Raw genomic sequence first — 24,087 nt, forward strand, 5'->3', positions numbered from 1 at the left:
ATGCCAACGAAAGCAATGTTTCTCTTCTTGAAACAACTTGTTGAAAAGCCCTTTACTAATCCATTCCCAGTAAAGCACGCTCCTAAAAATGTTACTGCATTGATTGAAAAAGTTCAGAAAGGAGAGGCTAAGATAAATCCTCCAGTTCCAATTCCAGAGGGCTTTAGAGGAAAGCTGAAGTACAATCCAGAGAGATGTATTGGATGTAGGCTTTGCATAACAGTCTGTCCAGCAGATGCTATGGAGTGGATTCCAGAGCTTAAGAAAATTAGGCACTATGTTTCGAGATGCATGTTCTGTGCGTTGTGTGTTGATGTCTGTCCGGGTAAAAAACTTCCGGGAGAAGATAAACCTGTCAAGGCTTTAAGCATGAGTGACGAGTTCCTTTTAGCTGACTACAATAAATACAGTGATAATTTGATTGAAGAACCTCCTGAGGCTAAAGAGATGGGGGTTTAGTTTTTCTTTTTTCAGCTTCTTTTTATGGAAATCAACATTTTTAAAAGAGGTTTTAATAAAAGAGGAGTTTTTGAGTCGTTATTCACATTTTCCATACTTTTTCTTGCAATATTCATACTCAACTTTAAGCTTATAGTAGTGTTCGTTCTCCATGGCTGCCAGGTATTCGTAAATTTTCTTCATATTGTCTTCCCTTGCTCTCTTGGCGAGAATTTCATAAATTCTCTTTGCAAGAAGTTCTGACTCCATAGCTAGATTTAACACCTCTAGAATGCTTTTTGCATCTTTGAATTTATCTATGAGAGGCGCAACTTCAACTAGGGGCAAGTCTACATTTTCAAGTTTTTCTGTTTTGAACAATCGCTTGTATATCTCCCATAAACGAGTTGCATGTCCTTTTGATTCCTTTGAAAGGACAATAAACGTCTCCACGACTCTTTCATTGAGTCCCAGTTCCCTTGCTCTTATAGCAAGGTCTTTGTAAAGCTCTGCCTCTTTAAGCTCGCCTTCAATCCAGTAACTTAGGATTTCTCTATCACTTAGTTTCTCAAGCTTTTCAATGAACTCTTCAATGTCTAAATTTTCAAGGGTAATTTCTCCCATCTTAAAGCCACCCTTATACTTCCGAATTTTAAACTTATTTACCTTACTAGCAAAATTGTGAGAACCATTAGTATGTAAGTTGTTATGCTCAGAATTATGTGAATTTTTATCCAAAGGTCGCTCTTCTTTTTGCTTAGGAATATGAAAGCTCCGCTGAGCATTGTAAAACTCATAAAAGCAAAAGTAAGATAGCCGAGAGTATTATGATCCAAGAATCCCATTATGGAACACCCACTGGGAAGATATACACAGGATCTCCCTCGGTTTCAAGTATCTTAGCAACCTCTTCATCAGAGAAAGCTCCAACTGCAACTGTTCCAAGTCCTAATGCTGTTGCTTGGAGGTATATGTTCTGCCCTATATGTCCAGCCTCCATGTAAACGTATCTATAACCCCTTTCACCGTAATATTTTGTTGTTCTTTCATAAAATGCTACGAGTACTATATCAATGGCAGCTTTTCCAACCCACTGCTGGTTTAGTGCAGCTGCTTGCAGCTGTTTTCTGTAATCCCCCTCTTTAATCAACGTTAGGCTGTGCTTAAATGGGTTATAGTGATAAATTCCTGGCTCCAATCCTTCAACATTTCCCACAACCACATAAATCTCGAAAGGGTAAGTCGCTCCAGCACTTGGGGCAGCCCTAAATTTCCTCTTTTCTTCGGTTATTCCTTGAGCAGCCCACAATAATTGGGAAACCTCCTCAAGTGTTAATGGTTTATCCTTGTAATAGCGTATGCTCCTCCTCTTTGCTATTGCCTCCTCAACGCTCATATCACCTTTAAGCTTAGGTTCGGGCAGCATAATCTCCTCCCCCTTATATTCTGTGCTTTCTCCTCTAAAAGAGTACAAATAGGGTTTGAAGAGAACTAGGAAGAGAGAAATGAATACCATTGCAATAACGAGATAGCTAATTTTTCGATAATCCATGTTAGTAAATATGCATTTCAAGTATTTTAGAGCTTCGCATCAGCAGACCGGTCTTCATCATCCCATCAGTCCAGGGAGTTTTCATCATTTTCATACCTTGCTTCTTTGTTTTAATTAAATATTTTGCGCACTTTCAATTCGCTAATCTTATTAATCCCTTCTCTCAATTGTCTAACATGTTCCATGTAATCGTGAGAGCAAGAAAAGATGCCAAAGCACTGCAGTACATAAATGAGCGCAACTATGGTGGTTTTTTGAAAGTTTCGAGTCTTGGTGGAGGTAGAAAGTTTAATGAAGTTGAAGATACTCTTGAGGAGCTGAAGGAAGATCCATACATTCCGATTTTACTGTTCGGAGAAAAAGAAAAAGAGCTAGCTGGGGATATTAATGAGTATTTCCTGGAGTTAGGAAAACCTTTCTACTCCCGAATCCTGAGGACGAAGAAGGTTAGAAACATGCGTGTTGACGAGCTTTATGCTCACTTGGAGGAAATTAAAGCTAGATTTAGGCTTGGGATTGAGTGGGATGGAACTTACAAACTTAACCCAGAAAATCCTCTCGGCATTGAAATTAATCCAGACTATGACATCTACTTAGCCTTTGGCGATGCCTTTAGAGAAAACATGAAAGAGCTTTTGGGGATAGATATTGGGAGTGTTTCACTTGTTTTGAGGAAGCTAATGAACCAGGAAGTGTATTACTCAGGAAGCACAAAGATAGCTGAAGTCAGCAAGCGCATCGGAGAAGAAACTGAAGTGCTTTGGAGAATCTCTCACACTGAAGAGATTAGCTTAGAAGACATTATTAGGGCAAATGAGAATTACATTAAGGCTTTTGAAGATGCAAGCAAGAGTTTTCTTGAGCAATTTAAGGATTATGACATAATAGTGCCTTGGAGCGGTGGAAAAGATTCAACAGCAACTTTAATTCTGGCAAGCAAAGTATTCAAAAACGTTACAGCCGTTTATGTTAAAATGGAATACGAGATGCCTCAGACTGATGAATATGTTGAAGAGCTTGCTAAAAAGCTCGGCATTGATGTCGTCGAAACCTTTGTCTCAATGCCCATTGATAAGTATGGAATCCCCACCCATTATAACCGCTGGTGCACAAAGATGAAAGTTGAAGCTCTCTATAAAGCTATAGGAGAATTTGAAAATCCAATTTTGGTTGTAGGTGATAGAGATGGTGAAAGTGCAAGGAGGAGGCTAAAGCCACCTGTGATTGAGAGGGAAAATGAAATCCTCGGCACTTTCTTGGAAATAATGCCCATTAAGTTCTGGTCAGGTATGATGGTGCAGCTCTACATCTTGATGAATGGCTTTGATTTGCATCCTCTCTATTATGAGGGATTCTACCGTTTAGGCTGCACAATCTGCCCCAGCTTGGCTGATTGGGAGATAAAACTGCTTGATAAGAGAAATGAATTGCCGGAATTTTTCAAGAGATTTATTTTTGGACAAAAGGAAGAAGAGTAAGAAAAAGCTCAAACTCTCCTTCCAACAACAATTCCAATTATCAGACCTAAAATAACACCTAATGCCCCAATTCCTCCCAGCAGTGATGTTGGAACGCTTTTTACAGGGATTGTGGACGTTGTGACTGTGTCGGTTGTTTGAGTTTGTGTATCAGTTTGCGTAGCGGTTGAGCTTGGTGTTGGGTGAGCTATCTGCGGTGTTGTTGTTTCCTCAGTTATTTTTGGCGTTGTCTTTGGAAGGAACATCATTGCAGTTTCTTTTGCATATTGGTAGAAGATCATGGCCGTTTGGATGTTCTCAATTCCTCCTTGCTTCTCATAGCTTTGGGCAAATTCATAATATGCCATTCCTAGAATTGGATAGACTCCTTGGCTCTGTGCTATTGCTATCGCAGTTTTTGCATCTTCCTTCATCTGCTGAAGCTTGTCCATTAGTACTGTTTCATTGTCTATTCCTAGTGTATCAAGTATGACCTCTGCTCTAATTCTTGCCTCCATTGCTGAGAATAAAGCAGCTGAGTACTTTCCATCTTCATAGTACTGCTCTCCTTGGTTGAGTTTATCAACGAGTCCTTGCATTAAGGTTTCTCCAAACATTGAGGTTATGTATGTGACTACTAGGCGGGCGTTGTCTAAGTATTCTCTCGCTGTGTCCTTGATAACATCTCTGCTGATTACATCGCCTTTTGCATATCTCTCGCCTAATTTTGCCCAGAACTTTGCTGTCTGAACTCTTTCATACGCAAATGCTGCATTACTCACTGCATTCCAATAATCCCCTTTGTAGTAATCGCTCCATGCATCCTTAAGAAGAGATTTTGCCTGCTCTATTCTCTCTTCACTCGCGGCAACTGCCTGGAGCATTGTTGTTCCTCTAATCGTTAAGTTAGAAACGTAATTTTCAGTGTCCTTTATATCCTCATTAACCATGTTGAGCAACTTTTCAATATCCTTCTCATCCTGCACATCTAAATACCAATCAACATGTCTGATGATAATCCTCGCTTGAAAGTCTTTGCTTAAAGCTGTGTAGTACATCCCTGAATCCAAAGCCTCTTTGGCATCTTTTAGGGTTTTGCTTGCATCATCGAGTGCTGCTTTGAGGTAGGAATAAGTTGTGTAGCTCACATCACTTTCTTTGAGCTTTTTCTCCACTTGTTTGTAGTATTTTGTGGTATTCTCGTAATCCTTTTCTGCATCTTCTTTGAGGAAGGACGTGTCAATCTTAACGTTTGCTGGGGCTTGGGGCTTCTCTATTTTATGTCCCGTGAAATAATAGACTGCTTCATAGATGTCCTTAATCTCCCTTACTTCTAATCCCCATCTCTCTTTTGCATATTCAACGACATCTACCTTTTCCTCTTTTGTCGTGATTTGAACGAGAGGTCCAATCTGTTTTTGTTCAGTTTTTTGGACAACTTGTATTCTTTGCCCTTCTGGAATTAAGAAAAGCTTAGCTCCGACGCTGTGAGCGGCTGAAGCTTTCTCCAAAATCCCACCAACAGGCCCAATTGTTCCGTCTGGGTTTATCATTCCAGTCATCATAACATCGTCCCTGAGTTTCCAGCCTTTTAATGCAGCAATTATTCCAACAGTCATTGTTCCTCCAGCAGAAGGACCACCAATAATTGGAGAATCTGCTTTAACTTGGATAAAAACATCATATTTGCTCATATCCACTCCGAGAACTCTGCCAGCAACTTGAGCAGCTAATCTTGCGCTTGCCTGCATGTCAACCTCTGCTAATGGCCATGTCTCAACGTACACATGACCGCTTCCTGGGGCAACTGTAATTACGAACTCAGTTGCTACTCCTATCAAATCCCCGTTGGCAGTTTTTGAAACTGCTGGTGCCTTTAAGATCACTGTATGTCCCTCTACAGGACACTGAGCAAGAGCTAGAGGCGAAAGCAAGAGTATTAACGCCAAAATTGGGAATAGCTTTCTCATTTACTCACCTCCAAAATCCAAAAAGGTTTTTAATTTAATAGCTCTTGTGGTTCATGAATCTAATTTAGAGACGTGCACCAAATAAATTTAATATCCCTAAATTGTTGTAATGAAATGCTGAGGGGATATAGATGGAGTTGTTTTCATCGCTGATTCAGAGAAAGTTCAAGAACATTGCCGAAAAAAGGTATGAGCGTATTCTCAGAGAATACAAAGAGTTTTTGTTAACCGAAGAAGAAATGGTGCTTCCAGAAATTAAGTCTATTCTAATGCCCCTTGACAGATTCATAAGTGAAGTTCCAACTGGGGTTTATGATACCCTATCGGCTTATAAAGAAGCGAAAATACTTCTGGTCTATATCATTGATGCTCAGGTGTTCCACATGATTGAGCAGACACTTGGAAGAAGAGCAAGCGAAGAATTCAGAAAAAAAGAAGAGAGCTATGGAAAGGCGTTACTTGAAAAGATTGCTGGCAATTTTGAGGAATTGAGCATAAGCACGCAGCTCAGATTGTTTTTTGGTGACAAAAGTGAGGATGTTATAAAGCTAGCCGAGAAGCACGATATGCTCGTACTGTCAAAAGCTTATGGCTCTGAAATCACAAAAACACATCCCCTAAGCCCTGTGGTTTTAAAGATAGTTCAGCATGTTGGTATTCCGGTCATAATATATTGAGGTGGCCGAAATGAATCAAGAGGCAATAGCAATTGCAGTATTTCTCTTTACCTATGCGCTTGTAGTTAGCGAAAGGATTCATAGAGCGGTTGCTGCTATGCTTGGCGCATCGGTAATTTTGTTTTTGAAAATTGTGCCTTGGGAGGAAGTTCCCAAATATTTGGATTTAAACACTCTATTCCTTCTCATGGGGATGATGATTATTGTAAACACCGCCAGAAACAGCGGACTTTTTGAGTATGTTGCAATAAAAACTGCAAAGCTTGCACACGGAAGTCCAATTAGGGTTTTATTGCTGTTCTCTGTTGTCACTGCAATAGTTAGCTCTGTACTTGATAACGTTACAACTGTTCTATTGCTAACTCCAATGCTTCTCTACATTTCTCGCCTAATGGATTTGAATCCAGTTCCCTTCTTGCTCTCCGAGATTTTTGCCTCCAACATTGGCGGAACTGCAACTCTAATAGGTGATCCTCCAAACATAATGATAGGCTCTGCAGCAAAGCTGAGCTTCAATGAGTTTTTGATTAATATGGGACCTATAGCGGCGGTTGATTTGATTGCAACTGTCTTGATAATATACCTCGCATATAACAATGCTCTTAAGGTGACACCAAAGAAGAAGGTCATGATAAAGCAAACTCTCCGGGGCTTAAACGAAAAAGCTGCAATTAGGGACATAAGACTTTTCAGGAAATCTGTTGCTATAATTATATTTGTTGTCGCTTTGTTCTTCTTCCACGATAAGCTGGGCATAGAGCCTGCTGTTGTGGCTCTCCTTGGGGCTTCTCTCATATTGTTATGGACACGGGAAGATCCGGAGGGCATTTTTGAAAAAATTGAATGGCCGGCTTTGTTCTTCTTCGGAGGGCTGTTCATAATAGTTGGTGCATTAGAAGAGACGGGAACGATAGCTAAAGTTGCAGAATGGGTTTTGACTCATATTCATACTCAAGGCCAAGCTCTGCTTGTCATTACATGGTTTTCCGCTTTTTCCTCGGCTATCGTGGATAACATTCCCTTAACAGCTGCAATGATACCCCTGATAAAGCATATGGGAGCTTCAATGAATGTTTATCCTCTTTGGTGGGCTCTCAGCTTAGGAGCTTGTTTGGGCGGTAATGGAACTGCAATTGGAGCATCTGCAAACGTCGTTGTCATTGGGATTGCTGAAAGAGAGGGTATTAAGATAACGTTTGGAGAATTTTTAAAGGTGGGCATGGTCATAATGGTCGTAACCGTTGCTATAGGTGTTGGAATACTCTGGATTAGATATATTGGGTGGTAAAGATGAAAATACTAGTACTCATAGATGGTTCAAAATGGAGCCAAAAGGCAGCTCTGCACGCTATATCAATAGCAAAGAAAAAGAATGCCAAAATTATTTTGTTTTCAGTTCTTGATAAAAGAGAAGCAAGAGCCGTTGCGTTTAACCTAAGCATGAGGAGCGACAAACTTGAAGAGATAAAGAACTTCGAGGAGCAGATATGGCATGATATGAAGAGGAGCGTTAAGGAGATAATGATTGGCTTGCTTGAACTCTGCCACGAAGAGAACGTTAACTGCTCTATGAAAATAGTAGAAGGCATTGCAAAGGATGAAATCCTTAAGGAAGCAAATAGTGGAGAGTACACTTTAGTTGTTATGGGGGCTTATGGAAAAAGTGGGAAGACTAGAATTGGAAGTCTATTGGAGGAGCTCGCTGGGGTAATAAAGCCGCCACTGATGATAGTCCGCTAATCTTTTTTCATCACAGCTATGAAGAACAAGAGCAGTATTATTAACTCAAGGAGCGTTGCGGCAATTTCAAGAGTTCCCTCATTCACTTCAGTTATTATGTGGAGATTTTCTAAAGCCTTTTTGATTCCAAACAGCAGGAAAGCGAGTAACAAAAAGAGTATGCTTTTCATGCCGCTTTTTTTGTAAGCTATCCATGAGATGAAGGATAGGAACAGCGCAAACCCTACTATGACAGCATCAAGTATTATGTCAATCATTCACCTCACCACCTTTCAGAGTCAGCATGAGATCGATAAGTCTATCCGCCAGCTTATCCCATAGCTTTGGCCTGTACTCGCTAATCACTCTTATTATGACCTCAATATCACATTTCAGGCTGTAAACTACATTTCGACCTTCTTTCCTTTTCTCGATCAGTCCCAATTTGCTGAGAGTGTTCATGTGGTAGTTTATCGTTGCTTGCGTCAGCTTTAATCTTTTGGCAATTTCCCGCTGATTCATGTCTCTTTCAGCCAGCAAGAGCAGTATTTTACGCTGGGTTTCATTTGAAATTGCTATCAGTAAGGGTTCGTATTTTTTCTCAAACTCTTTTGGGAAAATGTACCTTTTCCCTCCGAGCTTTTTTGAAAATATCAAGCCCTCCTTTTCCAGCTGATGGAGGTGATACTGCAGATTCCCTATGCCTATTCCGAGCTCATCTGCAAGCCTTCGAAAGGTTATCCCCGGGTTCTGGCGAATATACTGCAGTATCTCTTCCCTATGAGTCATGCTACCACTTACCTTATCCTACTTTTGGTACAGTTTTCTATGAATAAAAAGAAATATAAATTGATTTTGGGTTTATGATGAGTGTCGTTTTTGTGAGGTGAGATGCATGGAAGTCGAGAGATTGATGAAAAAAGCAGAAGAACTTGCGAGAAGATATGGGATCAAATACTATGAAGTGAGAATAGCGAAGATAAATGCCACTCATTTAGAAATGCAGAATTCTCACCTTGAGGAGCTTTCTTCAAATATGGAAATTGGAATTGGAGTGAGAGCGTTTTCTGGAGCTTGGGAGTTCTCTTCGGCTAACGACATGAGGAGGGCAGAAAAGGCAGTAGAGACTGCAATGAAAATAGCAAAGTTAATGAAAGGGAGCTCAAAAGTTTATCTCGATGATCCAATAAAAGATCGAGCTGAAATTAAGACGAAAAAGTCCTTTATGGATGTGGATTTAGAGGAGAAGCTTGAGCTCGTAAAAACTGTGGATAAGCTGTTAGCAGATGAAGAGATTGTAAACAGAAAGATAGCTTATGGCGATGGCTTAAAGTGGCAGTTCTACTTTAACTCGCTGGGAAGCGAAATTGAAACCATAATTCCAAGAATAAGACTCAGCTTCTCTGCAACAGCTAAAAAGGGAAACGACATGCAGAGTTATTGGAAAATCTTCGGTGGGACTGGAGGATGGGAAATAATTGAGAATGTTGATTTGGAACATTGGGCTATCTTTGTGAAAGAAAAAGCAAAGTCTCTGCTGAATGCTCAACTGCCCCCTTCTGGAGAGTTTGATGTAATAATGGATCCAGAGCTTGCAGGTGTATTTATTCATGAAGCTTTAGGGCATGCAAGCGAAGGTGATGCAATAAAGAATGGGGAGAGCATTTTAGAGGGCAAGCTTGGAGAGAAAATAGCTGTTGAAGAGCTTACGGTTGTTGATGACCCAACTTTAGAAGGAAAATTCGGCTCATACATTTATGATGATGAAGGGATAAAAGCGAGAAGAGTTGAAATAATCAAAAATGGAGTTCTTAATGAATATCTCCTCGATAGGGAAACAGCTGCCTACCTCAATATGGAACCAAATGGACACAGCAGGGCTCAAAGCTACAACTATCAGCCTTTAGTTAGGATGAGCAACACGTACATTGAACCTCGTGATTGGAGCTTTGAGGAGATGCTCAGTGAAGTGAAGCGTGGTTTATATTTAATCGGAGATAAAGGTGGAGAAGTGGACATCGCTAATGGAACATTCATGTTTGGAGCAAAAGAGGGCTATCTAATTGAAAATGGTGAAATTAAAGCGCATATAAGGGACGTTGCATTATCAGGAAAAATCCTTGACGTTCTTAGAAATATCAGAGCTATTGGTAAGGACTTAAAAGTTGAGTTCCCAGGCTATTGTGGAAAAGGCCAGTGGGTACCTGTTGATGACGGCGGCCCTCATGTATTGACGAGAGCTTTGGTGGGTGGATTGCTATGATAGATGAATTAATTAAAATCCTCAATCACAAGGACGTTGAGTGGGAGATTTACTGGGAAATAGGGAGAGGAAGCTCCTTTAAGATTGAGAGATGTGAGCTGGTGAGGGCTCAGCGTAAATACCACTCAGGCATTGGACTGAGGGTTGGATATAAAGGGAAAATTGGCTTCTCATACATCACTGGGATAAACCACGACAGAGCGACTTTGGAAAGGTTTGTGAACAGAACAATAAAGCTTGCAAAGGTTAGTGAAGTTCCTTTTCATGGATTTTCTGATGATAATGGGAAGAACAAAGTTAAAGCTCTCTATGACAAGAGAATTGAAGAGCTGAGCTTTGATGATGCTTATGCAACTGCTCTCTCCCTAACTGAAAAGGAGAAAGAGCTCAAAGAAAAGTTTGGAAAAGAGTACACTTTTTCTGGGGGTTTAGCTTTTGGAGTGTCCACGGATGGAATAGCAAATTCCAACGGGATAGAAAAAAGCGAAAAAACAACAGGACTGAGCATCAGCATTCACATCGTCAAAAGAGCTGAAAAAAACGGGATTGGAAGCTACTATAAGGGATTTAGACTGATGCCAGACTTTGAGAGAGAATTTTCAGTAGGACTTGAAAAAGCTTTAGAAGAGGTGGAGCTGAGCTATAATGCCAAAAAGATTGATGGATACGAAGGAGAGCTTATCCTAGAGCCGCATGCAGTAGCTTCTCTCATGAGCATTTTAATGGTCAATCTCTATGGAGACAACGTCTATCACAGACGCTCGAGATTTTCAAAGGTGGAGGATAGGATTGCTAGTGAAAGCTTTACACTGATAGACGATGCAACCCTTGAAGGAAAGCTTGGCAGTTATTCCTTTGATGGCGAAGGGAACCCATCTCAAAGAACCGTGCTAATTGAGAACGGTATTTTAAAGGGCTTTCTTTTTGATGAAACTTATGCTAAGCTTATGAACACGGAGAGCACGGGAAATGCTGTGAGGGATTTTAGGACAACGCCGCACATTGGAAACAGCAATGTGATTGTTGATGGAAAAAGGGAAAATTTGGAGGAGTTAGAGAAAGCCATTATTATAAAGCGCGTTTTTGGGGAGCACACTGCGAATCCAGTAAGCGGAGATTTTTCCCTGACAGTTGAGCTCGGCTACATAATTGAAAATGGTGAGGTTAAGCCATTTAAAGACAATATGTTTGCGGGCAATATTTTCGAGTTGATAAACTCAATTATAAGTGTTGGGAAAGAGAAAGAGGAAATTGGCAGTTTCATATCTCCAAGGATTCTCTCCTTTGGCAGAATTGTATAAAGCTATGTTAATTTGAGTAAACTATTTATACTACAAATTCAAAAATTAATTCCGGTGGTAAGCGGATGGCTGAGCAAGGATTTGGGTTCATCTTTTCTAAAATGAGGGCTGGCGAGACTGTGCTTGTTGAATATACCTCCGTATCATCCCCCGAAATCTTGCTATATGTGATGGAGAAGTATTGCAGACAAAATGATATTCCAATGATTATTGATGATGCGGCTGATACATTACCAGAATTTCTGACTCGGTTAGAGCTTATAGGGCTCCCCATAGACGAGTTTAGTGACATTCCTATTATAAAGATAGGGGGCCATAGAAATGAGGGGAATATCATTGGAAAGATAGATATTGAAAGGTATTCTTTAGACTTTCAGTACTATAACTCTGTTTATGAAAACGTTTATGAAAAAGTTCATCCCTCTAAGATGATCTATAACCCTGTATTGGGAATTTACAAGCTCTTTTTGATAAACTCAATAAAGGAATATGGGGGAGGTATCAGGCTACTCAAAAACATCTCAAAATACGTTGGAAACAAAACTAGGATAGCATTTTATTTCGTTAATAAAGAGCTAATGCAGGCCAAATTTCCAGAGCTTTTCTATCTATTTGAGGAGATTGCAACATCGGTTATGCAATGGGAAAGGAGTGGTAGTACCTATAAGTTGAAGGTTATCAAATCTGCAAACAATGACATTCTTGAGAAAATTGCGACAATAGATTTTGAAGAGATTAAGAAGATGTGAAAGTTTTTAAGCTCTTTTTTCTTATCACTTCTGGTGATATAATGAGGAAGCTGATTATTTTGTTAATCTTAGCTCTCCTATTGCCAAGTAATTATGCCTATCGAATTCCAGAGAAAGGCGTCATTTATCAGATAATGGTTGACCGCTTTTACGATGGGAATAAGAGCAATAATCAGCCTTTTTACGATCCAGCTCATAAGAATTATCGCCTTTACTGGGGTGGGGATTTACAAGGAATAATTGAGAATCTTGACTACATCCAAAGCTTGGGAGTGTCAATGATATGGTTATCCCCGATCAATGACAATATAGATCGTATGGCATCGGGCTCTGCTCCCTATCACGGCTATTGGACGAGAGATTATAAGAGAATAGAGGAGCATTTCGGAGACTGGAAACTTTTCAAAACACTAGTTAAAGAAGCAGAGAAAAGAGGGATTTGCATAATCGTTGATTTTGTTCCGAATCATTCAAATCCAGCAACTGATGGTGAATTTGGTTCCCTCTATGACAATGGCACTTTTATCACAAACTACTATTATGACGGCAAAAATGCAACGTTGAATCCCTATACGGGAAGCCTAGAGGATGTTTATCATCACAATGGTGACATTAAGGTGTGGGAGGGATTTGAGCTTAAATATGGAAATCTTTTCGGTCTGGCAGACTTTAATCAGCTAAATCCTTGGGTTGATGAGTATCTCAAAGATGGTGCGAGTTTGTTTGTTCAGAGCGGTGTTTGTGGATTTAGAATTGATGCAGTCAAACACATTGACTTAGGCTGGTTGACTCAGTTCTATGCTCATTTGTACATGCAAGAGCCCCTCTTTATCTTTGGTGAGTACTACAAGCTTAACTTTGAAAAAGACGATGACATGTTCTACTTTTATCAATATTCTAATGTTTCTTCCCAGCTCAGTATTCCAATAAGGAACGACATTGTGAGGACGTTTGCCTTTGGTGGAAGCCTTAAGACTCTTGCAAGAGAGCTTGAGGAATATTACTCTCACTTCGTTTATCCAAATAAGGCAGTTAACTTCCTCGACAATCATGATTTGCCCAGATATCTAAGCGAAAGTAAAAATCTCGATAGGTACCACATGACATTGAGCTTAGTAATGACGTTGCCGGGAATTCCAGTGATTTATTATGGTGATGAAAGCTACTTGGTTAGCAAAGAGGGGAAGGGTGATCCATATAACAGGCCAATGATGGAATTTAACAACCAAACAGAGGCTGCAAGAATAATCAGAACTCTTGCAGAGCTCAGAAAAGAAAACAACGCTCTCGCTTATGGGGATTTTGAGACGATTTATGCTGATTACAACACTTGGATCTTTGAGAGAAAATTTGGTAGCGAGAAGGTTTTGGTTGTTGTGAACAAAGTGGACAGCAAAAACTTAACCCTCAGCTTAAACTGGAGCGACGGAATTTACAGAGATGTTCTTTATGGAGTTAAGATGCAAGTTAAAGATGGAAAAGCTGAAATTTCAGCCCCTAAAAACAAAGTGCTTGTGTTCAGTTATGAGGGTGAGCAAGAGAAACCTTTAATTGGATCTATAACTCCATATATCGCTCAACCAGGTCAGAAACTTATTCTTGGTGGAGCCGGATTTGGAAAAAGTGGAAAGGTGTTTATTGAAGGAGTAAGAGCAGAAGTCCTTGAATGGAGCGATGAGATGATAGTTTTTAGGATGCCCAAGCTGGACACTCAAAAAGCTTGGGTTGATGTTTACGTTGAAACAAATGGAAAGAGAAGCAACAGCGTTAAGCTTCGATATTTAAGTGGAAACGAAGAAGCGTTTTTGCTTGTTTTAAATGCATCTAATTTGACGGGTCAGATATGGATTAAAGGCAACATCTCCGAATTGGCCGAACCAATTCCACTGATGAGGTCTAAAACTGACTATTATTTCCAAGTTGTCAGCCTTCCCGTAAATACAAGCTTTAGCGTGGATTTATACTCTGGTTTACCTTGGGAAAAGCTTGAGCCTTTAAACGTAACTCTTTACGGAAAATCAATCAACAAAACGATAATTCTAACGAAGACAGAACCGACTCCAAATTACACCCAAACAATCACAAGATCTACAATTCAATCTCCCTCAACATCCATCTGTGGAACGGGCTTAATTTTGATGTTATCCCTAATAGTCCTCTTCAAAAAGCGCTGATTCTTCGTCCCAAATGCTCTTCCATTCAAATGGATCTTTCCCTTTTCTTGTTTCTTCTTTGGGTTGTTCAATCTCAATTTTGGGTTTTTCCTTATGCATAAGGGCTGCTAACCAGAGAAAAGCGAACGGCCCGGTGAGGATGAACAACATTAGAAAGATAATGATCTTTTTCTGTTTCTCGTTCATATCTTTGCTTTGACCTCACAAGTATATTAAGCTTCAGGCCATGTTAAAATGCCACAAACCTTTTTAATTATCGAAAAAAGAAATCTTCCGGATGTGATAACAATGAAAAAACATGAATGGGAAGACTTTTTTGATAGAGAGGCACGTCACTACTTGAAAGAGCCGTTTACTAAATACACAAAAGAGGAAGTGGAGTTTTTATTAAATGAGTTTCAGCTACCAAAAGGAGCTAAAATATTGGATGTTGGCTGCGGTGTCGGAAGGCATTCGATAGAACTCGCAAAAAGAGGATACAGAGTAACCGGAATAGATATTTCTCAAGGAATGCTTGAAGAAGCAAGAAAACGAGCTCAAAAGGAAGGTGTTGAAGTGGAGTTCATAAAAGCAGACGCTACGAAGTTTAAGCGTGAGGAGGAATTTGACGCTGCCATATGCCTCTGCGAAGGTGCTTTTTCGTTAATCGGTTCAAGTGACGACCCAATAGAGCACGACTTAGCGATACTCAAGAATATTTATGAATCCCTAAAGCCTGGTGGAAAATTTATTTTGACTGCCCTAAGTGCCCTTTCAAGAATTAAAGGGGCATCAAACAAGGACATAACCAAAGGAACTTTCGACCCAAACACCATGACGTTCTTTGAAGAAATTGAGGCACCTGATGGCACAAAAATCCCGATTAGAGAACGCGTTTACGTCCCTACAGAGCTTTACTTAATGTTCAAAATGGTTGGGTTTGAAGTAAAAGCCATTTGGGGAGGCACTGCTGGAAGATGGGGAAAGAGGAAAGTAGATTTTGACGATATCGAAATAATGGTGATAGCTGAGAAGCCTAAAAAGTAGAAATGACTCTGGATTAAAAAGAAAAGCTTAAATCTTCCTTAAGAGCTTTGTCCTCTTTTCTTCGTACTCCTCTTGGATTATAACACCCATATCGTAGAGCTCTTTTAACTTCTTAAGCTTCCTCATTCTTGAAGATGCGCCTCTCAGTACAATGCTCCAAATCCCAACGAAGATTACACAGTTTCTGTTAGGATATACAGGCTCATGGATAAATGTTAGTGCTTTTTCCTTTTTTCTTTATCTAGTAAAGCTTAATTACTCCTAAACCCTTTCTAATTTCGGTGATTATAATGAATTTCGAGCGAAAAGTCCTCATTGGGATGGTCCATCTCAAACCTTTACCAGGCTCTTATCTTTATGATGGAAACTTTGACGGAATATTGGAACATGCAATTGATGAAGCTAAAAAGCTTGAAAAAGCGGGCTTTGATGCAGTAATGGTTGAGAACTTCAATGATGTGCCTTTTCCAAAGACTGTTGAAAAAATAACGGTAGCAGCGATGAGTGTCATTGCAAAAGCAATTCGTGAGGAAGTTTCTCTTCCTTTGGGCATAAACGTCTTGAGGAACGATGGGATAGCAGCTTACTCAATAGCCTACGCTGTGAAAGCGGACTTCATAAGGGTGAATGTTTTAAGCGGGGTTGCATACACTGACCAGGGAATAATAGAAGGCATAGCCTATGAGCTGGCAAAGCTGAGGAAGCTCTTGCCAAGTAAAATAAAGGTTTTTGCAGATGTTCATGTTAAACATGCCTACCATTTCGGAGAATTTGAAGATGCATTGAGAGATACAGTTGAGAGAGGCTTGGCTGACGCTGTAATTATCAGCGGAAAGGCTACGGGTAGTGAAGTTAATTTGGAGAAACTTAAAAAAGCAAAGGAAATTTCGCCAGTTCCAGTTATTGTAGGCTCAGGGACAACCTACGACAACCTTCCAAAGCTGTGGAAATATGCTGATGGCTTCATAGTAGGGACATGGATTAAGAAAGATGGGAAAACAAAGAATGATATTGACCTGAGAAGGGCTAAGAAGCTAGTGGAGCTTGCGAATGAGCTGAGAAACTGGTAATTCTACTCCACTCCTTTTTATTTATAAACTTTTATGATTTTCTGTAATTGTAATTACATTCATCGGGTGATTGAGATGGGAAAATACTTCGGAACAAGCGGGATTAGAGAAGTGGTCAATGAAAAACTGACTCCAGAGCTTGCTTTAAAAGTTGGAAAGGCTTTAGGAACTTATCTCGGCGGAGGAAAAGTTGTTGTTGGTATGGACACCAGAACTTCTGGAGAGATGCTCAAGAATGCTCTAATTTCTGGTCTTCTAAGCACTGGTGTTGATGTTATTGATATTGGTCTCTCTCCTACTCCCTTAACGGGCTTTGCGATAAAGCTCTATGAGGCTGATGCTGGAGTAACAATCACGGCCTCACACAATCCCCCAGAATACAATGGAATTAAGGTCTGGCAGCCCAATGGAATGGCATACACGAGTGAGATGGAGAATGAGCTTGAGAAAATCCTTGAGAGTGAAAACTTTAGGAAAGTCGCTTGGAATGAAATTGGAAAGCTGAGCTATGCAGATCCAAAAGAGGAATACATCAAAAGGATTTTGGATATAATTGAGCTTGAAAATTCCTACACTGTTGTTGTTGATACTGGAAACGGTGCAGGCTCTCTCGTTAGTCCGTATCTTCAGAGGGAGCTCGGCAACAAAGTTATAAGCCTCAATGCTCATCCTTCCGGATACTTTGTCCGTGAGCTGGAGCCGAATGCGAAAAGCCTTGAGTGGCTTGCCAAAACTGTGAGAGTCATGAAAGCTGATGTGGGCATAGCTCATGACGGAGATGCTGACAGAATTGGCGTCGTTGATGATCAGGGCAACTTTGTTGAATATGAAATTATGCTGAGCTTAATCTCAGGCTACATGCTGAGGAAGTTTGGAAAAGGAAAGATAGTTACGACGGTTGATGCTGGCTTCGCTTTAGATGATTACGTTAAGCCCTTGGGGGGAGAAGTCGTTAGGGTCAAAGTTGGAGACGTTGCTGTTGCGGAAGGCATAGTTAGGGAAAATGCAGTCTTTGGCGGTGAGCCAAGTGGGACTTGGATAATGCCCCAATGGAACCTCACTCCAGATGGAATCTTTGCCGGGGCTTTGGTCTTAGAGATGATTGACAAGCTTGGGCCTTTGAGCGAATTGGCTAAAGATGTGCCGAGATATGTAACGCTTAGAGCCAAGATACCATGTCCAAACGAGAAAAAGAGAAAAGCTATGGAGATAATTGAAAGGGAAGCTCTGAAGAGCTTTGAATATGAAAAGTTAATTGACATAGACGGAGTGAGGATCGAAAACTCTAACTGGTGGATCCTCTTTAGACCGAGCGGAACAGAGCCAATAATGAGGATTACACTTGAAGCTCGCACAAAAGAGAAAGCAGAGGATCTAATGAGAAAAGCAAGAGAGCTTGTGGAGAGAGCAATAAGGGAAGCTTAAAGATATGTTTGAGGTTTCGTCTTTTCAATTTTGAGAAAAAGCAAAAGCTGTGCCTTCTCATCTAAGCAGAGTCTCAAGCAGTGCAAATTCCTTTTTCTCCCACACATCTCTGCTCGTGCTTACGAAAACATTCCCTCCATACAGAAAAGAGAAATCTCTCAGTCTCGTTAGGAACTTCACAACCGTGTTGAAGCCATTATACTCGTTGAGATATTCTATGCAGTCAATTATCACAACTCCACTTTCTCCTTTCTTTTGGGCATTTTCAAAATGCCTCTTTGATAGGTCGAGAATCTTGGGCAGATTTACAGGAGAGATTACGTTATCGCCGTTTATCGTGGATATAAAGTAGTTCTTCCACAATTTCGGAAACTCTTTGTATTCTCTTGTGAATATTAAAATTTCGGAATTTTCAAGTCTCTTTTTCAGCTGAGAATACTCTTTGCTGTCCACAATGAGTATCTCAGTTTGATGCTTTTCCTCGGGAATTCCTCTGAATCTAACTTCTTTACCGAGTTTGTTGAGGTAGTAAACTCCGAGGGCGATTAACATTAAAATTGTAAATTGGAGCAGATTGCCTATGTCTGAGCTTCTGATGAATGGATGTACTATCTCATTGACGCCAATTCCTCCAATGATAATTGCCAGCTTTCGCGCGGCTGAGGGGTAGATCTCTTTGGCTGTATACATGAAAAGGCTGGCTAAAAAGAGAAAGATGCCGGATATTGCATATGGGATTGAGATTGAATCCTGGGTGAAAGGCAGACCTCTCCATAGGTGGTAAGCTATCCAATATAGGGAAACAGCTATGGGTGTAGCGGGAAGGATTTTCAGAACAGTACAATCCGGAAGAAGGCTCTCCTCTTGAACAAGCCTCAGAGCTCCATATGCAAAGAGAGAAACGAACAGTGCTTTGAAGATAATAACACTAACCCAATTCTCTGTATAGTCAAAGTATATGTTCACAGCACAGAGAGCCGTCCCAAGGGCCATAAAAAGCACCGACTTCCTTTTAGTCTTCAGATACATTCTGAGAAAAAAGAACATTGCAACTGCAACTAAATAGCCCCCACTATAAACAGGGCATTTATGACAACAATATTCACATCTTTCACCAGCGTTAGTATTATGTAAAAAAATAGAGTTTTTTGGTATATTAAACTTTACTATAAAATTTAAGAAAGGCTATGGGTTTTTGAGAAGATTGTCCAGCTTGCTTAGACTTTTTTCAAGATTATCTTTGTCAATTTCCAAGTAGATGCCCTCAACTTTAGCTTTTAAAATCTCAAACAAAATCCCATCGCCTTTAACAAGTTTGAAGTCTTTAGCTATTTCCTCTGCAATTTTGAACCTCTCCTCTCGTGGGAGCTTTTTGAACTCTTCTATTCTCTCATAGGGATACTTTTCTGAGTCGCTTGAAGTTGTGTGAAATACCCCGCATGTTGGAGAACCTTTGACTCCGATAAAGATCACCCTTGAGGGCTGTTCTTCTTCGATGCTCTTAGCTATGAACTCAGCAACTCTCTTGGCGTATTCTCTCATGCCGAGCTTTTCATAAACCTCTTTGCTTGCAGGTGCCCTTGGAAAGCCCAGCAGTAAGAACTCTGGACACGGATAAGCCAAAATCTTGAGATAATGATACTTCCCAAAGAGCTCCATCAGAGTTGACGCTGTCCTGTATTCCTTTTCTTTTGGACCCCTATAAACGATGAACGGACTAAGGAGGCAGGGAGCAATAACAATAAGTGTATTCAGAAATTCAAGAATCTTCTTAACTTCCTTTCTTAAATCCTCCAAAGTTCCTTCATTCACAATCACAAAATCTGCTAGATCTTTTAGTTTGCTCGTGTGATAAAGCTTCTCCTCTTCGTCGTCCATTCTCTTAAAGTCCTCAAAGCTCTTAATGGCTTTGTCTTTTCTAGCTTTTCTTTTAACTACTCTTTCATATCTAAGCCTGGGCTTTGCTTCGACGTAAATAATAACGCCTCCTCTCTGCTTTATAGCTTCAATCTCTCCCCTTGAACGAACTCCATCAATGACAACATTTCTGCAGTGCCTCATCTTATCTAAAGCGAGTCGGATTAAGATGTCTTCTCCATAGGTTTCCTTTAGATATCTCCCATATTCAATCAGCCTATCTCTCGTCGGCTCGGCTTTTTCTGGCAACTCGGGAATCCAGGAGTAGGCATCAACATTGTGAGTCAGCAAATCTATGAGGGGATCGCTGCAGGAAATTCTGCAAAAGCCTTTTTCTTCAAGAAACTTTGCTATTGTAGTTTTTCCAGCTGCTATCTTTCCAACGACGCCGATAATCATTTTATCACCTCAGCTTATAACTTTGAATTCCCTTAGCAATAGATGGATATCTCTATCATCGTAGGCTTTGCTTTCAATTGGTATTATGATTATTGAGTTGTTTACCAGTGCGTAATCTTTGAGAGTCGTTAGGAATTTAAAAATGCTTTTGAAGCCGTTTTCAGTAGTAAGGTATTCGAGACCTTCTAGAAGTATGACCTTTGGTTTTCCCTCTTTTTTCATAAAGTTGACAAGAGTTTGCATTAGGTAGGGGAGATTTGTAGGGTATACAGTGTCTTTTCTTTCAACCTTTGTCAGCCACAGTATTGGTGTTTCTCTAAGTCCCAAGGCTTTTCTGACAATTTCTGGAGGATTTCTTGAAATTACAAGCCCAGGACGCTCAGCTAGTAATGCCTTGAAATAGGTATAGCATTTATTTTCATCGGTGCAAATATAGAGTCCTGAATCAAGATGAACTTTCACTGTTTTTTCAAGATCCTCCCTGACTACTGGAACCGGGTTGTATTTCTCTACTATATTCACTATAACATTTATCCAACCAATTCCTATGAAAGCTATTGTTATTGCATATATCCAACTTGTTAGCTGATCTGTAAATTGGCTCCCTAAATAACGTCCTTGGATTATTAAGTTATCAAAAACGTCAATTACATTACCCACGACTGCTATCCCAAGGCTTACTAGAATTGTGTAATAAAATCCCTTTAGGGATGGGAATTTGTTCACGAAAGCGTGTCGATACCTAAATGTGACTACAAAAACTATCAGCACGAATATGAAATTCACGACATCAGAGACAAACGTTATCTCGTCATATATACCAATCATTTATTTAACACCTAACAACTTTATTAATAATGGCTTAAAAGAGTTTTGCCGTTTGGATATTTCACCTTTTCCAGCCTCTCCAGATTAAGTTCGCACCATCAGTTGACTCCATAAGACCTTCGTAAACATAGCTGATTACAAAATTCACTAAAGCATTTTTGTCAAAATTTACTGGCTTTTCAAAACCAAAGAAATATTTCGCCTCAAAGAACCCCATGTGCAAAAATCGGAGAGGATTTAAAAGTGCAATATCCTCTTTAAACTTCAAATCAAAAGGAAAGTCAGAAATTATAATCCTCAGACCTTTTTCCTTTGCAATTTCTATCAACTTTTCATCATCTGGAAATAGAACTTCTTTTGGTGAGCCTTCAATTGTTTCGTACTCCCATTTCGGAAAGGCATATTTAATCCCAACTTTCACGGGAATTAACCCAACTTTTTCGGCAAAGCCAATCATGGCCTTAGCGTTGAAGCTCAAGAAGACTAAAGCTTCTCCATTATCCTTAAGCTCTGGCCATTTTCTTGGGGGAAATTTAAGCTCTGCTTCAAGTATGGGTTTTAGAAACTCTAAATGCGTGCTTTCAATTCTTCTAATGTTTTCCTTAATCCTCTTTTTCTTAATCAGCAAGTCAAGCTTGGAATATACAGTAACTTGTTTCACTCCAAGTTCTTCTCTAAGCTTTCCAATCACAAAGCTGTTGCCTATAATTGCACTTTTGTCGCTCCTATCTCTTGCTATGATGAACAGCTTATCCCCTTCGCTGTCATAGATAACTTCATCAATAAAAAAGGGAACCTCCTCAAAGCCATACCTTTTTCGAATTTCCCTAATTTTTTCTGCAATGAACTCTTTTGTAAACATTAAACCACCTTGTATGGCTCCATGCACTCATAAATCTCCTTTGCTATTTTTAATGCTTCATCTTTGTCATCAGTGTCTTTTACAATAATCTTCCCGCTTGGAAATACACTTATATCATACTTTTTCTTAACTAAAGCCAAGAATCGTGTAACCCTCTTTATCTGAAATCCTTTCTCAGCTAAGCACTCACAGAGTTCTTCCATATCAACATTGTATTTCTCCTCTGGAGTTATGTTTATGGCTTTCATACTTGTGCATGGTTTTGCAATGAGCATGAGCATCACCTCGATAAAATTTAGGGGGGAGCGATAAAAAGATTTATGTCAAAATGCTCTAGCTTTTCTTTAGGATAAGCTTCATTAAAGCTCCTTGTTTTTCCAGTGCATATTCATCAAAGCTGCTTCTTTTGGCTGCTTGGAATATTCTTCCAACCCATTCCTTGTATTTCAACCCATGAAGTCTGAATCCAATTCCCCAAGGAAAGTATGGGAAGTTAACGCTTTTCAAAAACTCTCTGAGTTCTTGCTTGCTAACATCTGTGATGAAGTCATAAATCCATGCCTCTCCGCCCGATTTTAGAACTCTGTACATTTCATTAAATGCTCTCAATGGGTTGCTAAAATGATGAAGGGCTCCAACACTTATAATGAAATTAAAATGCTCGTTTGGAAATTCCAAATTATAAACGCTCATAACTTCAAATCGCACATTATTGACGCCAGCTTTTTCTGCATTCTTTTTTGCAAGCTTTATCATTGTTTTTGAGATATCTATTCCCCACACTTCCAAATTTGGGTTTGTTTTCGCTATTTCAATTGGAATAATTCCTGGTCCAGTCCCTACGTCCAAGAGTCGTCCTTCCTTTATTTTTGAGGTTACCCCTTCAGCTATCTTTTTGTCGAAGTTTCTCCTTTTCTTTACCATGAAATTATAAAGGTAAGCGCTTGGTGCTGGAATTCCTTCTATCATTTTAAATTCCCCAAATTAATGTTAAAAGAGAAAAAGCTAACGCAAGCTTTTAACGAGCTCCTCCAAGACACCCAAGAATGTCTCGACTTCTTCAATGCTGTTGTAGACATGGAATGAAGCTCTTACTGTTCCGTTAATTCCCAAGCGCTTCATCACTGGCAGAGCACAGTGGTGTCCAGAGCGAACCATTATGTTGTGCTCATCTAATATAGCAGCAACATCATGTGGGTGTAATGGTGGAACGTTAAAGCTAACAACTCCAGCGTGTTTTTTCAAGTTTCTCGGTCCGTACCATGGAATTTCAAGCTCTGTTAGACCTTCAGTTGTTCTTTTGACGAGTTTATGCTCTTGCTTTTCGATTTTATCTAGCCCAATCTTTTCAATGTACTTAATTCCAGCCGCTAATCCTATTGCTCCACCAATGTTTGGAGTACCAGCTTCATATCTCTCTGGAGGAGCTGTAAGCTTGTAACAGCAGAGATCAACATCTTCAATGGTTCCTCCGCCTATTAATGGGGGCTCAAAGATGTCAAACATCTCTTCATTAATATACAGAACTCCAATGCCTGTTGGTCCTAATGGTCCTTTATGGCCAGAGAAAGCTAAAAAGTCTGCGTGTAGCTTTCTCACATCAACTTCCATGTGCCCTACACTTTGGGCTGCATCTACGACAAATATAGCTCCTTCTTCTTTTGCTATCTTTCCAATCTCTTCAACCTCATGGATGACTCCTAAAGCATTAGAAACGTGCTGAACTGCAACAAGCTTTGCACCTTTAATCTTTTTCTCGGCATCTGCTAGATCAAGGTTTCCCTCATCATCCCCTTCAATAATTTCAAGCTTTGCTCCATACTTCTTTGCAACCCTCTGCCAAGGGAGCAAATCAGAGTGGTGCTCATAAGGTGTTGTTACTATTTTGTCGCCTTTCTTCCACTCCAATCCAAGGGCAACTAGGTTTAAGCTCTCGCTTGTGTTTTTTGTGAAAACTATCTCCTCAAACTTTGCACCAATGAAATCTGCAACAATTTTCCTTGCTTCCTCATATTTGTGTGTCGCCATCTGGGATAACCGGTGAACACCTCTGTGAACGTTTGCTCTGTATTTGAGGTAATACTCGTTCATGGCTTCAACAACTGGAATTGGGGTTAAACTTGTAGCTGTGTTGTCAAAGTAAATGACCTCTTGTGTAAGAGGGATGTCCTTTCTAACATCTTCTGGAATTCTCATTTCAAACCACCTATGAAAACTCGTTCAAGGAACTATAAAGGATTTGCTTCTCAAATGTGTTCCA

Annotated in this window: 26 protein-coding genes and 1 pseudogene; 12 read left to right on the top strand and 15 right to left on the bottom strand. The window is 40.0% G+C overall.

Going from position 1 to position 24,087, the window contains the following annotated elements:
- A complete protein-coding gene (locus E3E24_RS09370) occupies nt 1–459 on the top strand; it encodes a 4Fe-4S dicluster domain-containing protein (RefSeq protein WP_167887102.1) in 459 nt (152 codons plus the stop codon).
- Nucleotides 460–537: 78 nt separating this feature from the next.
- Here E3E24_RS09370 and E3E24_RS09375 read toward each other — a convergent pair whose 3' ends face one another.
- From E3E24_RS09375 to E3E24_RS09385, 3 genes are read right to left on the bottom strand one after another with little or no spacing between them, the layout of a single operon-like run.
- Nucleotides 538–1,062, bottom strand: a complete 525-nt coding sequence (locus tag E3E24_RS09375; RefSeq protein ID WP_206205026.1) for a ferritin family protein — start codon at nt 1,060–1,062, stop codon at nt 538–540.
- Between the two features lie 38 nt (nt 1,063–1,100).
- Entirely contained in the window at nt 1,101–1,283 is a 183-nt protein-coding gene (locus tag E3E24_RS09380; RefSeq protein ID WP_167887101.1) for a hypothetical protein, read from the bottom strand.
- Nucleotides 1,283–1,990: a SagB/ThcOx family dehydrogenase gene (locus E3E24_RS09385; protein ID WP_167887100.1), complete on the bottom strand. Its 708-nt coding sequence runs from the start codon at nt 1,988–1,990 to the stop codon at nt 1,283–1,285. The genes E3E24_RS09380 and E3E24_RS09385 overlap by 1 nt, the downstream gene beginning before the upstream one ends.
- A 176-nt stretch (nt 1,991–2,166) precedes the next feature.
- Here E3E24_RS09385 and E3E24_RS09390 point away from each other — a divergent pair, with 176 nt between their 5' ends.
- Nucleotides 2,167–3,468, top strand: coding sequence for a phosphoadenosine phosphosulfate reductase family protein (locus E3E24_RS09390; RefSeq protein ID WP_167887099.1), 1,302 nt, complete (start codon nt 2,167–2,169; stop codon nt 3,466–3,468).
- A gap of 8 nt (nt 3,469–3,476) precedes the next feature.
- Here the strand turns inward: E3E24_RS09390 and E3E24_RS09395 are convergent, their stop codons facing one another.
- Nucleotides 3,477–5,417 carry a S16 family serine protease gene (locus E3E24_RS09395; protein WP_167887098.1) on the bottom strand — a complete coding sequence of 647 codons (1,941 nt, stop codon included), beginning with the start codon at nt 5,415–5,417 and terminating at the stop codon, nt 3,477–3,479.
- Nucleotides 5,418–5,548: 131 nt separating this feature from the next.
- Here E3E24_RS09395 and E3E24_RS09400 point away from each other — a divergent pair, with 131 nt between their 5' ends.
- Genes E3E24_RS09400 through E3E24_RS09410 form a run of 3 tightly spaced genes read left to right on the top strand, consistent with a single transcriptional unit; the run spans nt 5,549 to nt 7,834 of the window.
- Nucleotides 5,549–6,094 carry a universal stress protein gene (locus E3E24_RS09400; protein ID WP_167887097.1) on the top strand — a complete coding sequence of 182 codons (546 nt, stop codon included), beginning with the start codon at nt 5,549–5,551 and terminating at the stop codon, nt 6,092–6,094.
- Nucleotides 6,095–6,104: 10 nt separating this feature from the next.
- Nucleotides 6,105–7,382: an SLC13 family permease gene (locus tag E3E24_RS09405; RefSeq protein ID WP_167887096.1), complete on the top strand. Its 1,278-nt coding sequence runs from the start codon at nt 6,105–6,107 to the stop codon at nt 7,380–7,382.
- Between the two features lie 2 nt (nt 7,383–7,384).
- A complete protein-coding gene (locus E3E24_RS09410) occupies nt 7,385–7,834 on the top strand; it encodes a universal stress protein (RefSeq protein ID WP_167887095.1) in 450 nt (149 codons plus the stop codon).
- Here E3E24_RS09410 and E3E24_RS09415 read toward each other — a convergent pair.
- Together E3E24_RS09415 and E3E24_RS09420 are read right to left on the bottom strand one after the other, a co-directional pair.
- Nucleotides 7,831–8,091 carry a hypothetical protein gene (locus E3E24_RS09415; RefSeq protein ID WP_167887094.1) on the bottom strand — a complete coding sequence of 87 codons (261 nt, stop codon included), beginning with the start codon at nt 8,089–8,091 and terminating at the stop codon, nt 7,831–7,833. The two genes, E3E24_RS09410 and E3E24_RS09415, sit on opposite strands and share 4 nt — an antisense overlap.
- Nucleotides 8,084–8,602, bottom strand: a complete 519-nt coding sequence (locus E3E24_RS09420; protein WP_167887093.1) for a metalloregulator ArsR/SmtB family transcription factor — start codon at nt 8,600–8,602, stop codon at nt 8,084–8,086. Before E3E24_RS09420 ends, E3E24_RS09415 begins: the two co-directional genes overlap by 8 nt.
- A gap of 106 nt (nt 8,603–8,708) precedes the next feature.
- Between E3E24_RS09420 and E3E24_RS09425 the strand changes: the two genes are divergently transcribed.
- From E3E24_RS09425 to E3E24_RS09440, 4 genes are all read left to right on the top strand, one after another.
- Nucleotides 8,709–10,076, top strand: coding sequence for a TldD/PmbA family protein (locus tag E3E24_RS09425; RefSeq protein ID WP_167915937.1), 1,368 nt, complete (start codon nt 8,709–8,711; stop codon nt 10,074–10,076).
- Complete coding sequence (locus E3E24_RS09430; protein ID WP_167887091.1) at nt 10,073–11,377, top strand: TldD/PmbA family protein; 1,305 nt, start codon at nt 10,073–10,075, stop codon at nt 11,375–11,377. Before E3E24_RS09425 ends, E3E24_RS09430 begins: the two co-directional genes overlap by 4 nt.
- Before the next feature lie 65 nt (nt 11,378–11,442).
- A complete protein-coding gene (locus tag E3E24_RS09435) occupies nt 11,443–12,126 on the top strand; it encodes a DUF257 family protein (protein WP_167887090.1) in 684 nt (227 codons plus the stop codon).
- Between the two features lie 41 nt (nt 12,127–12,167).
- Complete coding sequence (locus E3E24_RS09440; protein WP_167887089.1) at nt 12,168–14,300, top strand: alpha-amylase family glycosyl hydrolase; 2,133 nt, start codon at nt 12,168–12,170, stop codon at nt 14,298–14,300.
- Here E3E24_RS09440 and E3E24_RS09445 read toward each other — a convergent pair.
- Nucleotides 14,274–14,486: a hypothetical protein gene (locus E3E24_RS09445; RefSeq protein ID WP_167887088.1), complete on the bottom strand. Its 213-nt coding sequence runs from the start codon at nt 14,484–14,486 to the stop codon at nt 14,274–14,276. The two genes, E3E24_RS09440 and E3E24_RS09445, sit on opposite strands and share 27 nt — an antisense overlap.
- A gap of 102 nt (nt 14,487–14,588) precedes the next feature.
- On the opposite strand from E3E24_RS09445, the gene E3E24_RS09450 reads away from it, so the two are divergent.
- Nucleotides 14,589–15,326: a class I SAM-dependent methyltransferase gene (locus E3E24_RS09450; protein WP_167887137.1), complete on the top strand. Its 738-nt coding sequence runs from the start codon at nt 14,589–14,591 to the stop codon at nt 15,324–15,326.
- A 27-nt stretch (nt 15,327–15,353) separates the two neighbouring features.
- Here the strand turns inward: E3E24_RS09450 and E3E24_RS09455 are convergent, their stop codons facing one another.
- The gene (locus E3E24_RS09455; RefSeq protein WP_277346929.1) at nt 15,354–15,452 is read right to left on the bottom strand and encodes an SHOCT domain-containing protein; all 99 of its coding nucleotides are present in this window, start codon (nt 15,450–15,452) and stop codon (nt 15,354–15,356) included.
- Between the two features lie 164 nt (nt 15,453–15,616).
- Between E3E24_RS09455 and E3E24_RS09460 the strand changes: the two genes are divergently transcribed.
- Nucleotides 15,617–16,396, top strand: coding sequence for a BtpA/SgcQ family protein (locus E3E24_RS09460; RefSeq protein ID WP_167887136.1), 780 nt, complete (start codon nt 15,617–15,619; stop codon nt 16,394–16,396).
- Between the two features lie 75 nt (nt 16,397–16,471).
- The gene (gene glmM / locus E3E24_RS09465) at nt 16,472–17,821 is read left to right on the top strand and encodes a phosphoglucosamine mutase (RefSeq protein ID WP_167887087.1); all 1,350 of its coding nucleotides are present in this window, start codon (nt 16,472–16,474) and stop codon (nt 17,819–17,821) included.
- Between the two features lie 57 nt (nt 17,822–17,878).
- Here the strand turns inward: glmM and E3E24_RS09470 are convergent, their stop codons facing one another.
- The 7 genes and pseudogenes from E3E24_RS09470 to E3E24_RS09500 form a co-directional block, all read right to left on the bottom strand.
- Nucleotides 17,879–18,814: a DUF835 domain-containing protein gene (locus E3E24_RS09470; protein WP_167887086.1), complete on the bottom strand. Its 936-nt coding sequence runs from the start codon at nt 18,812–18,814 to the stop codon at nt 17,879–17,881.
- Nucleotides 18,815–19,573: 759 nt separating this feature from the next.
- A pseudogene (locus E3E24_RS12695) lies at nt 19,574–20,137 on the bottom strand (AAA family ATPase); the annotation flags it as partial.
- A 9-nt stretch (nt 20,138–20,146) separates the two neighbouring features.
- The gene (locus E3E24_RS09480; protein WP_167887085.1) at nt 20,147–20,965 is read right to left on the bottom strand and encodes a DUF835 domain-containing protein; all 819 of its coding nucleotides are present in this window, start codon (nt 20,963–20,965) and stop codon (nt 20,147–20,149) included.
- Between the two features lie 61 nt (nt 20,966–21,026).
- A complete protein-coding gene (locus E3E24_RS09485) occupies nt 21,027–21,827 on the bottom strand; it encodes a hypothetical protein (RefSeq protein ID WP_167887084.1) in 801 nt (266 codons plus the stop codon).
- Entirely contained in the window at nt 21,827–22,102 is a 276-nt protein-coding gene (locus E3E24_RS09490; protein ID WP_167887083.1) for a hypothetical protein, read from the bottom strand. The genes E3E24_RS09485 and E3E24_RS09490 overlap by 1 nt, the downstream gene beginning before the upstream one ends.
- A gap of 58 nt (nt 22,103–22,160) precedes the next feature.
- The gene (locus E3E24_RS09495) at nt 22,161–22,796 is read right to left on the bottom strand and encodes a class I SAM-dependent methyltransferase (RefSeq protein WP_167887082.1); all 636 of its coding nucleotides are present in this window, start codon (nt 22,794–22,796) and stop codon (nt 22,161–22,163) included.
- A gap of 36 nt (nt 22,797–22,832) precedes the next feature.
- Nucleotides 22,833–24,023, bottom strand: coding sequence for a cysteine desulfurase (locus E3E24_RS09500; protein WP_167887081.1), 1,191 nt, complete (start codon nt 24,021–24,023; stop codon nt 22,833–22,835).
- Nucleotides 24,024–24,087 lie beyond the last annotated feature (64 nt).

This window comes from Thermococcus sp. LS2 (genome assembly GCF_012027375.1).
GTDB lineage: Archaea > Methanobacteriota_B > Thermococci > Thermococcales > Thermococcaceae > Thermococcus_B.

Excerpts from the sequence above, each read along its gene's own strand:
- E3E24_RS09450 (WP_167887137.1), top strand. The coding sequence starts at position 14,589 with ATGAAAAAACATGAATGGGAAGACTTTTTTGATAGAGAGGCACGTCAC.
- E3E24_RS09445 (WP_167887088.1), bottom strand. The coding sequence starts at position 14,486 with ATGAACGAGAAACAGAAAAAGATCATTATCTTTCTAATGTTGTTCATC.
- E3E24_RS09480 (WP_167887085.1), bottom strand. The coding sequence starts at position 20,965 with ATGATTGGTATATATGACGAGATAACGTTTGTCTCTGATGTCGTGAAT.
- E3E24_RS09460 (WP_167887136.1), top strand. The coding sequence starts at position 15,617 with ATGAATTTCGAGCGAAAAGTCCTCATTGGGATGGTCCATCTCAAACCT.
- E3E24_RS09410 (WP_167887095.1), top strand. The coding sequence starts at position 7,385 with ATGAAAATACTAGTACTCATAGATGGTTCAAAATGGAGCCAAAAGGCA.
- E3E24_RS09390 (WP_167887099.1), top strand. The coding sequence starts at position 2,167 with ATGTTCCATGTAATCGTGAGAGCAAGAAAAGATGCCAAAGCACTGCAG.
- E3E24_RS09470 (WP_167887086.1), bottom strand. The coding sequence starts at position 18,814 with ATGGCCCTTGGGACGGCTCTCTGTGCTGTGAACATATACTTTGACTAT.
- glmM (WP_167887087.1), top strand. The coding sequence starts at position 16,472 with ATGGGAAAATACTTCGGAACAAGCGGGATTAGAGAAGTGGTCAATGAA.
- E3E24_RS09440 (WP_167887089.1), top strand. The coding sequence starts at position 12,168 with ATGAGGAAGCTGATTATTTTGTTAATCTTAGCTCTCCTATTGCCAAGT.
- E3E24_RS09490 (WP_167887083.1), bottom strand. The coding sequence starts at position 22,102 with ATGCTCATTGCAAAACCATGCACAAGTATGAAAGCCATAAACATAACT.
- E3E24_RS09430 (WP_167887091.1), top strand. The coding sequence starts at position 10,073 with ATGATAGATGAATTAATTAAAATCCTCAATCACAAGGACGTTGAGTGG.
- E3E24_RS09415 (WP_167887094.1), bottom strand. The coding sequence starts at position 8,091 with ATGATTGACATAATACTTGATGCTGTCATAGTAGGGTTTGCGCTGTTC.
- E3E24_RS09375 (WP_206205026.1), bottom strand. The coding sequence starts at position 1,062 with ATGGGAGAAATTACCCTTGAAAATTTAGACATTGAAGAGTTCATTGAA.
- E3E24_RS09400 (WP_167887097.1), top strand. The coding sequence starts at position 5,549 with ATGGAGTTGTTTTCATCGCTGATTCAGAGAAAGTTCAAGAACATTGCC.
- E3E24_RS09420 (WP_167887093.1), bottom strand. The coding sequence starts at position 8,602 with ATGACTCATAGGGAAGAGATACTGCAGTATATTCGCCAGAACCCGGGG.
- E3E24_RS09425 (WP_167915937.1), top strand. The coding sequence starts at position 8,709 with ATGGAAGTCGAGAGATTGATGAAAAAAGCAGAAGAACTTGCGAGAAGA.
- E3E24_RS09380 (WP_167887101.1), bottom strand. The coding sequence starts at position 1,283 with ATGGGATTCTTGGATCATAATACTCTCGGCTATCTTACTTTTGCTTTT.
- E3E24_RS09455 (WP_277346929.1), bottom strand. The coding sequence starts at position 15,452 with ATGAGGAAGCTTAAGAAGTTAAAAGAGCTCTACGATATGGGTGTTATA.
- E3E24_RS09435 (WP_167887090.1), top strand. The coding sequence starts at position 11,443 with ATGGCTGAGCAAGGATTTGGGTTCATCTTTTCTAAAATGAGGGCTGGC.
- E3E24_RS09395 (WP_167887098.1), bottom strand. The coding sequence starts at position 5,417 with ATGAGAAAGCTATTCCCAATTTTGGCGTTAATACTCTTGCTTTCGCCT.
- E3E24_RS09485 (WP_167887084.1), bottom strand. The coding sequence starts at position 21,827 with ATGTTTACAAAAGAGTTCATTGCAGAAAAAATTAGGGAAATTCGAAAA.
- E3E24_RS09385 (WP_167887100.1), bottom strand. The coding sequence starts at position 1,990 with ATGGATTATCGAAAAATTAGCTATCTCGTTATTGCAATGGTATTCATT.
- E3E24_RS09370 (WP_167887102.1), top strand. The coding sequence starts at position 1 with ATGCCAACGAAAGCAATGTTTCTCTTCTTGAAACAACTTGTTGAAAAG.
- E3E24_RS09495 (WP_167887082.1), bottom strand. The coding sequence starts at position 22,796 with ATGATAGAAGGAATTCCAGCACCAAGCGCTTACCTTTATAATTTCATG.
- E3E24_RS09500 (WP_167887081.1), bottom strand. The coding sequence starts at position 24,023 with ATGAGAATTCCAGAAGATGTTAGAAAGGACATCCCTCTTACACAAGAG.
- E3E24_RS09405 (WP_167887096.1), top strand. The coding sequence starts at position 6,105 with ATGAATCAAGAGGCAATAGCAATTGCAGTATTTCTCTTTACCTATGCG.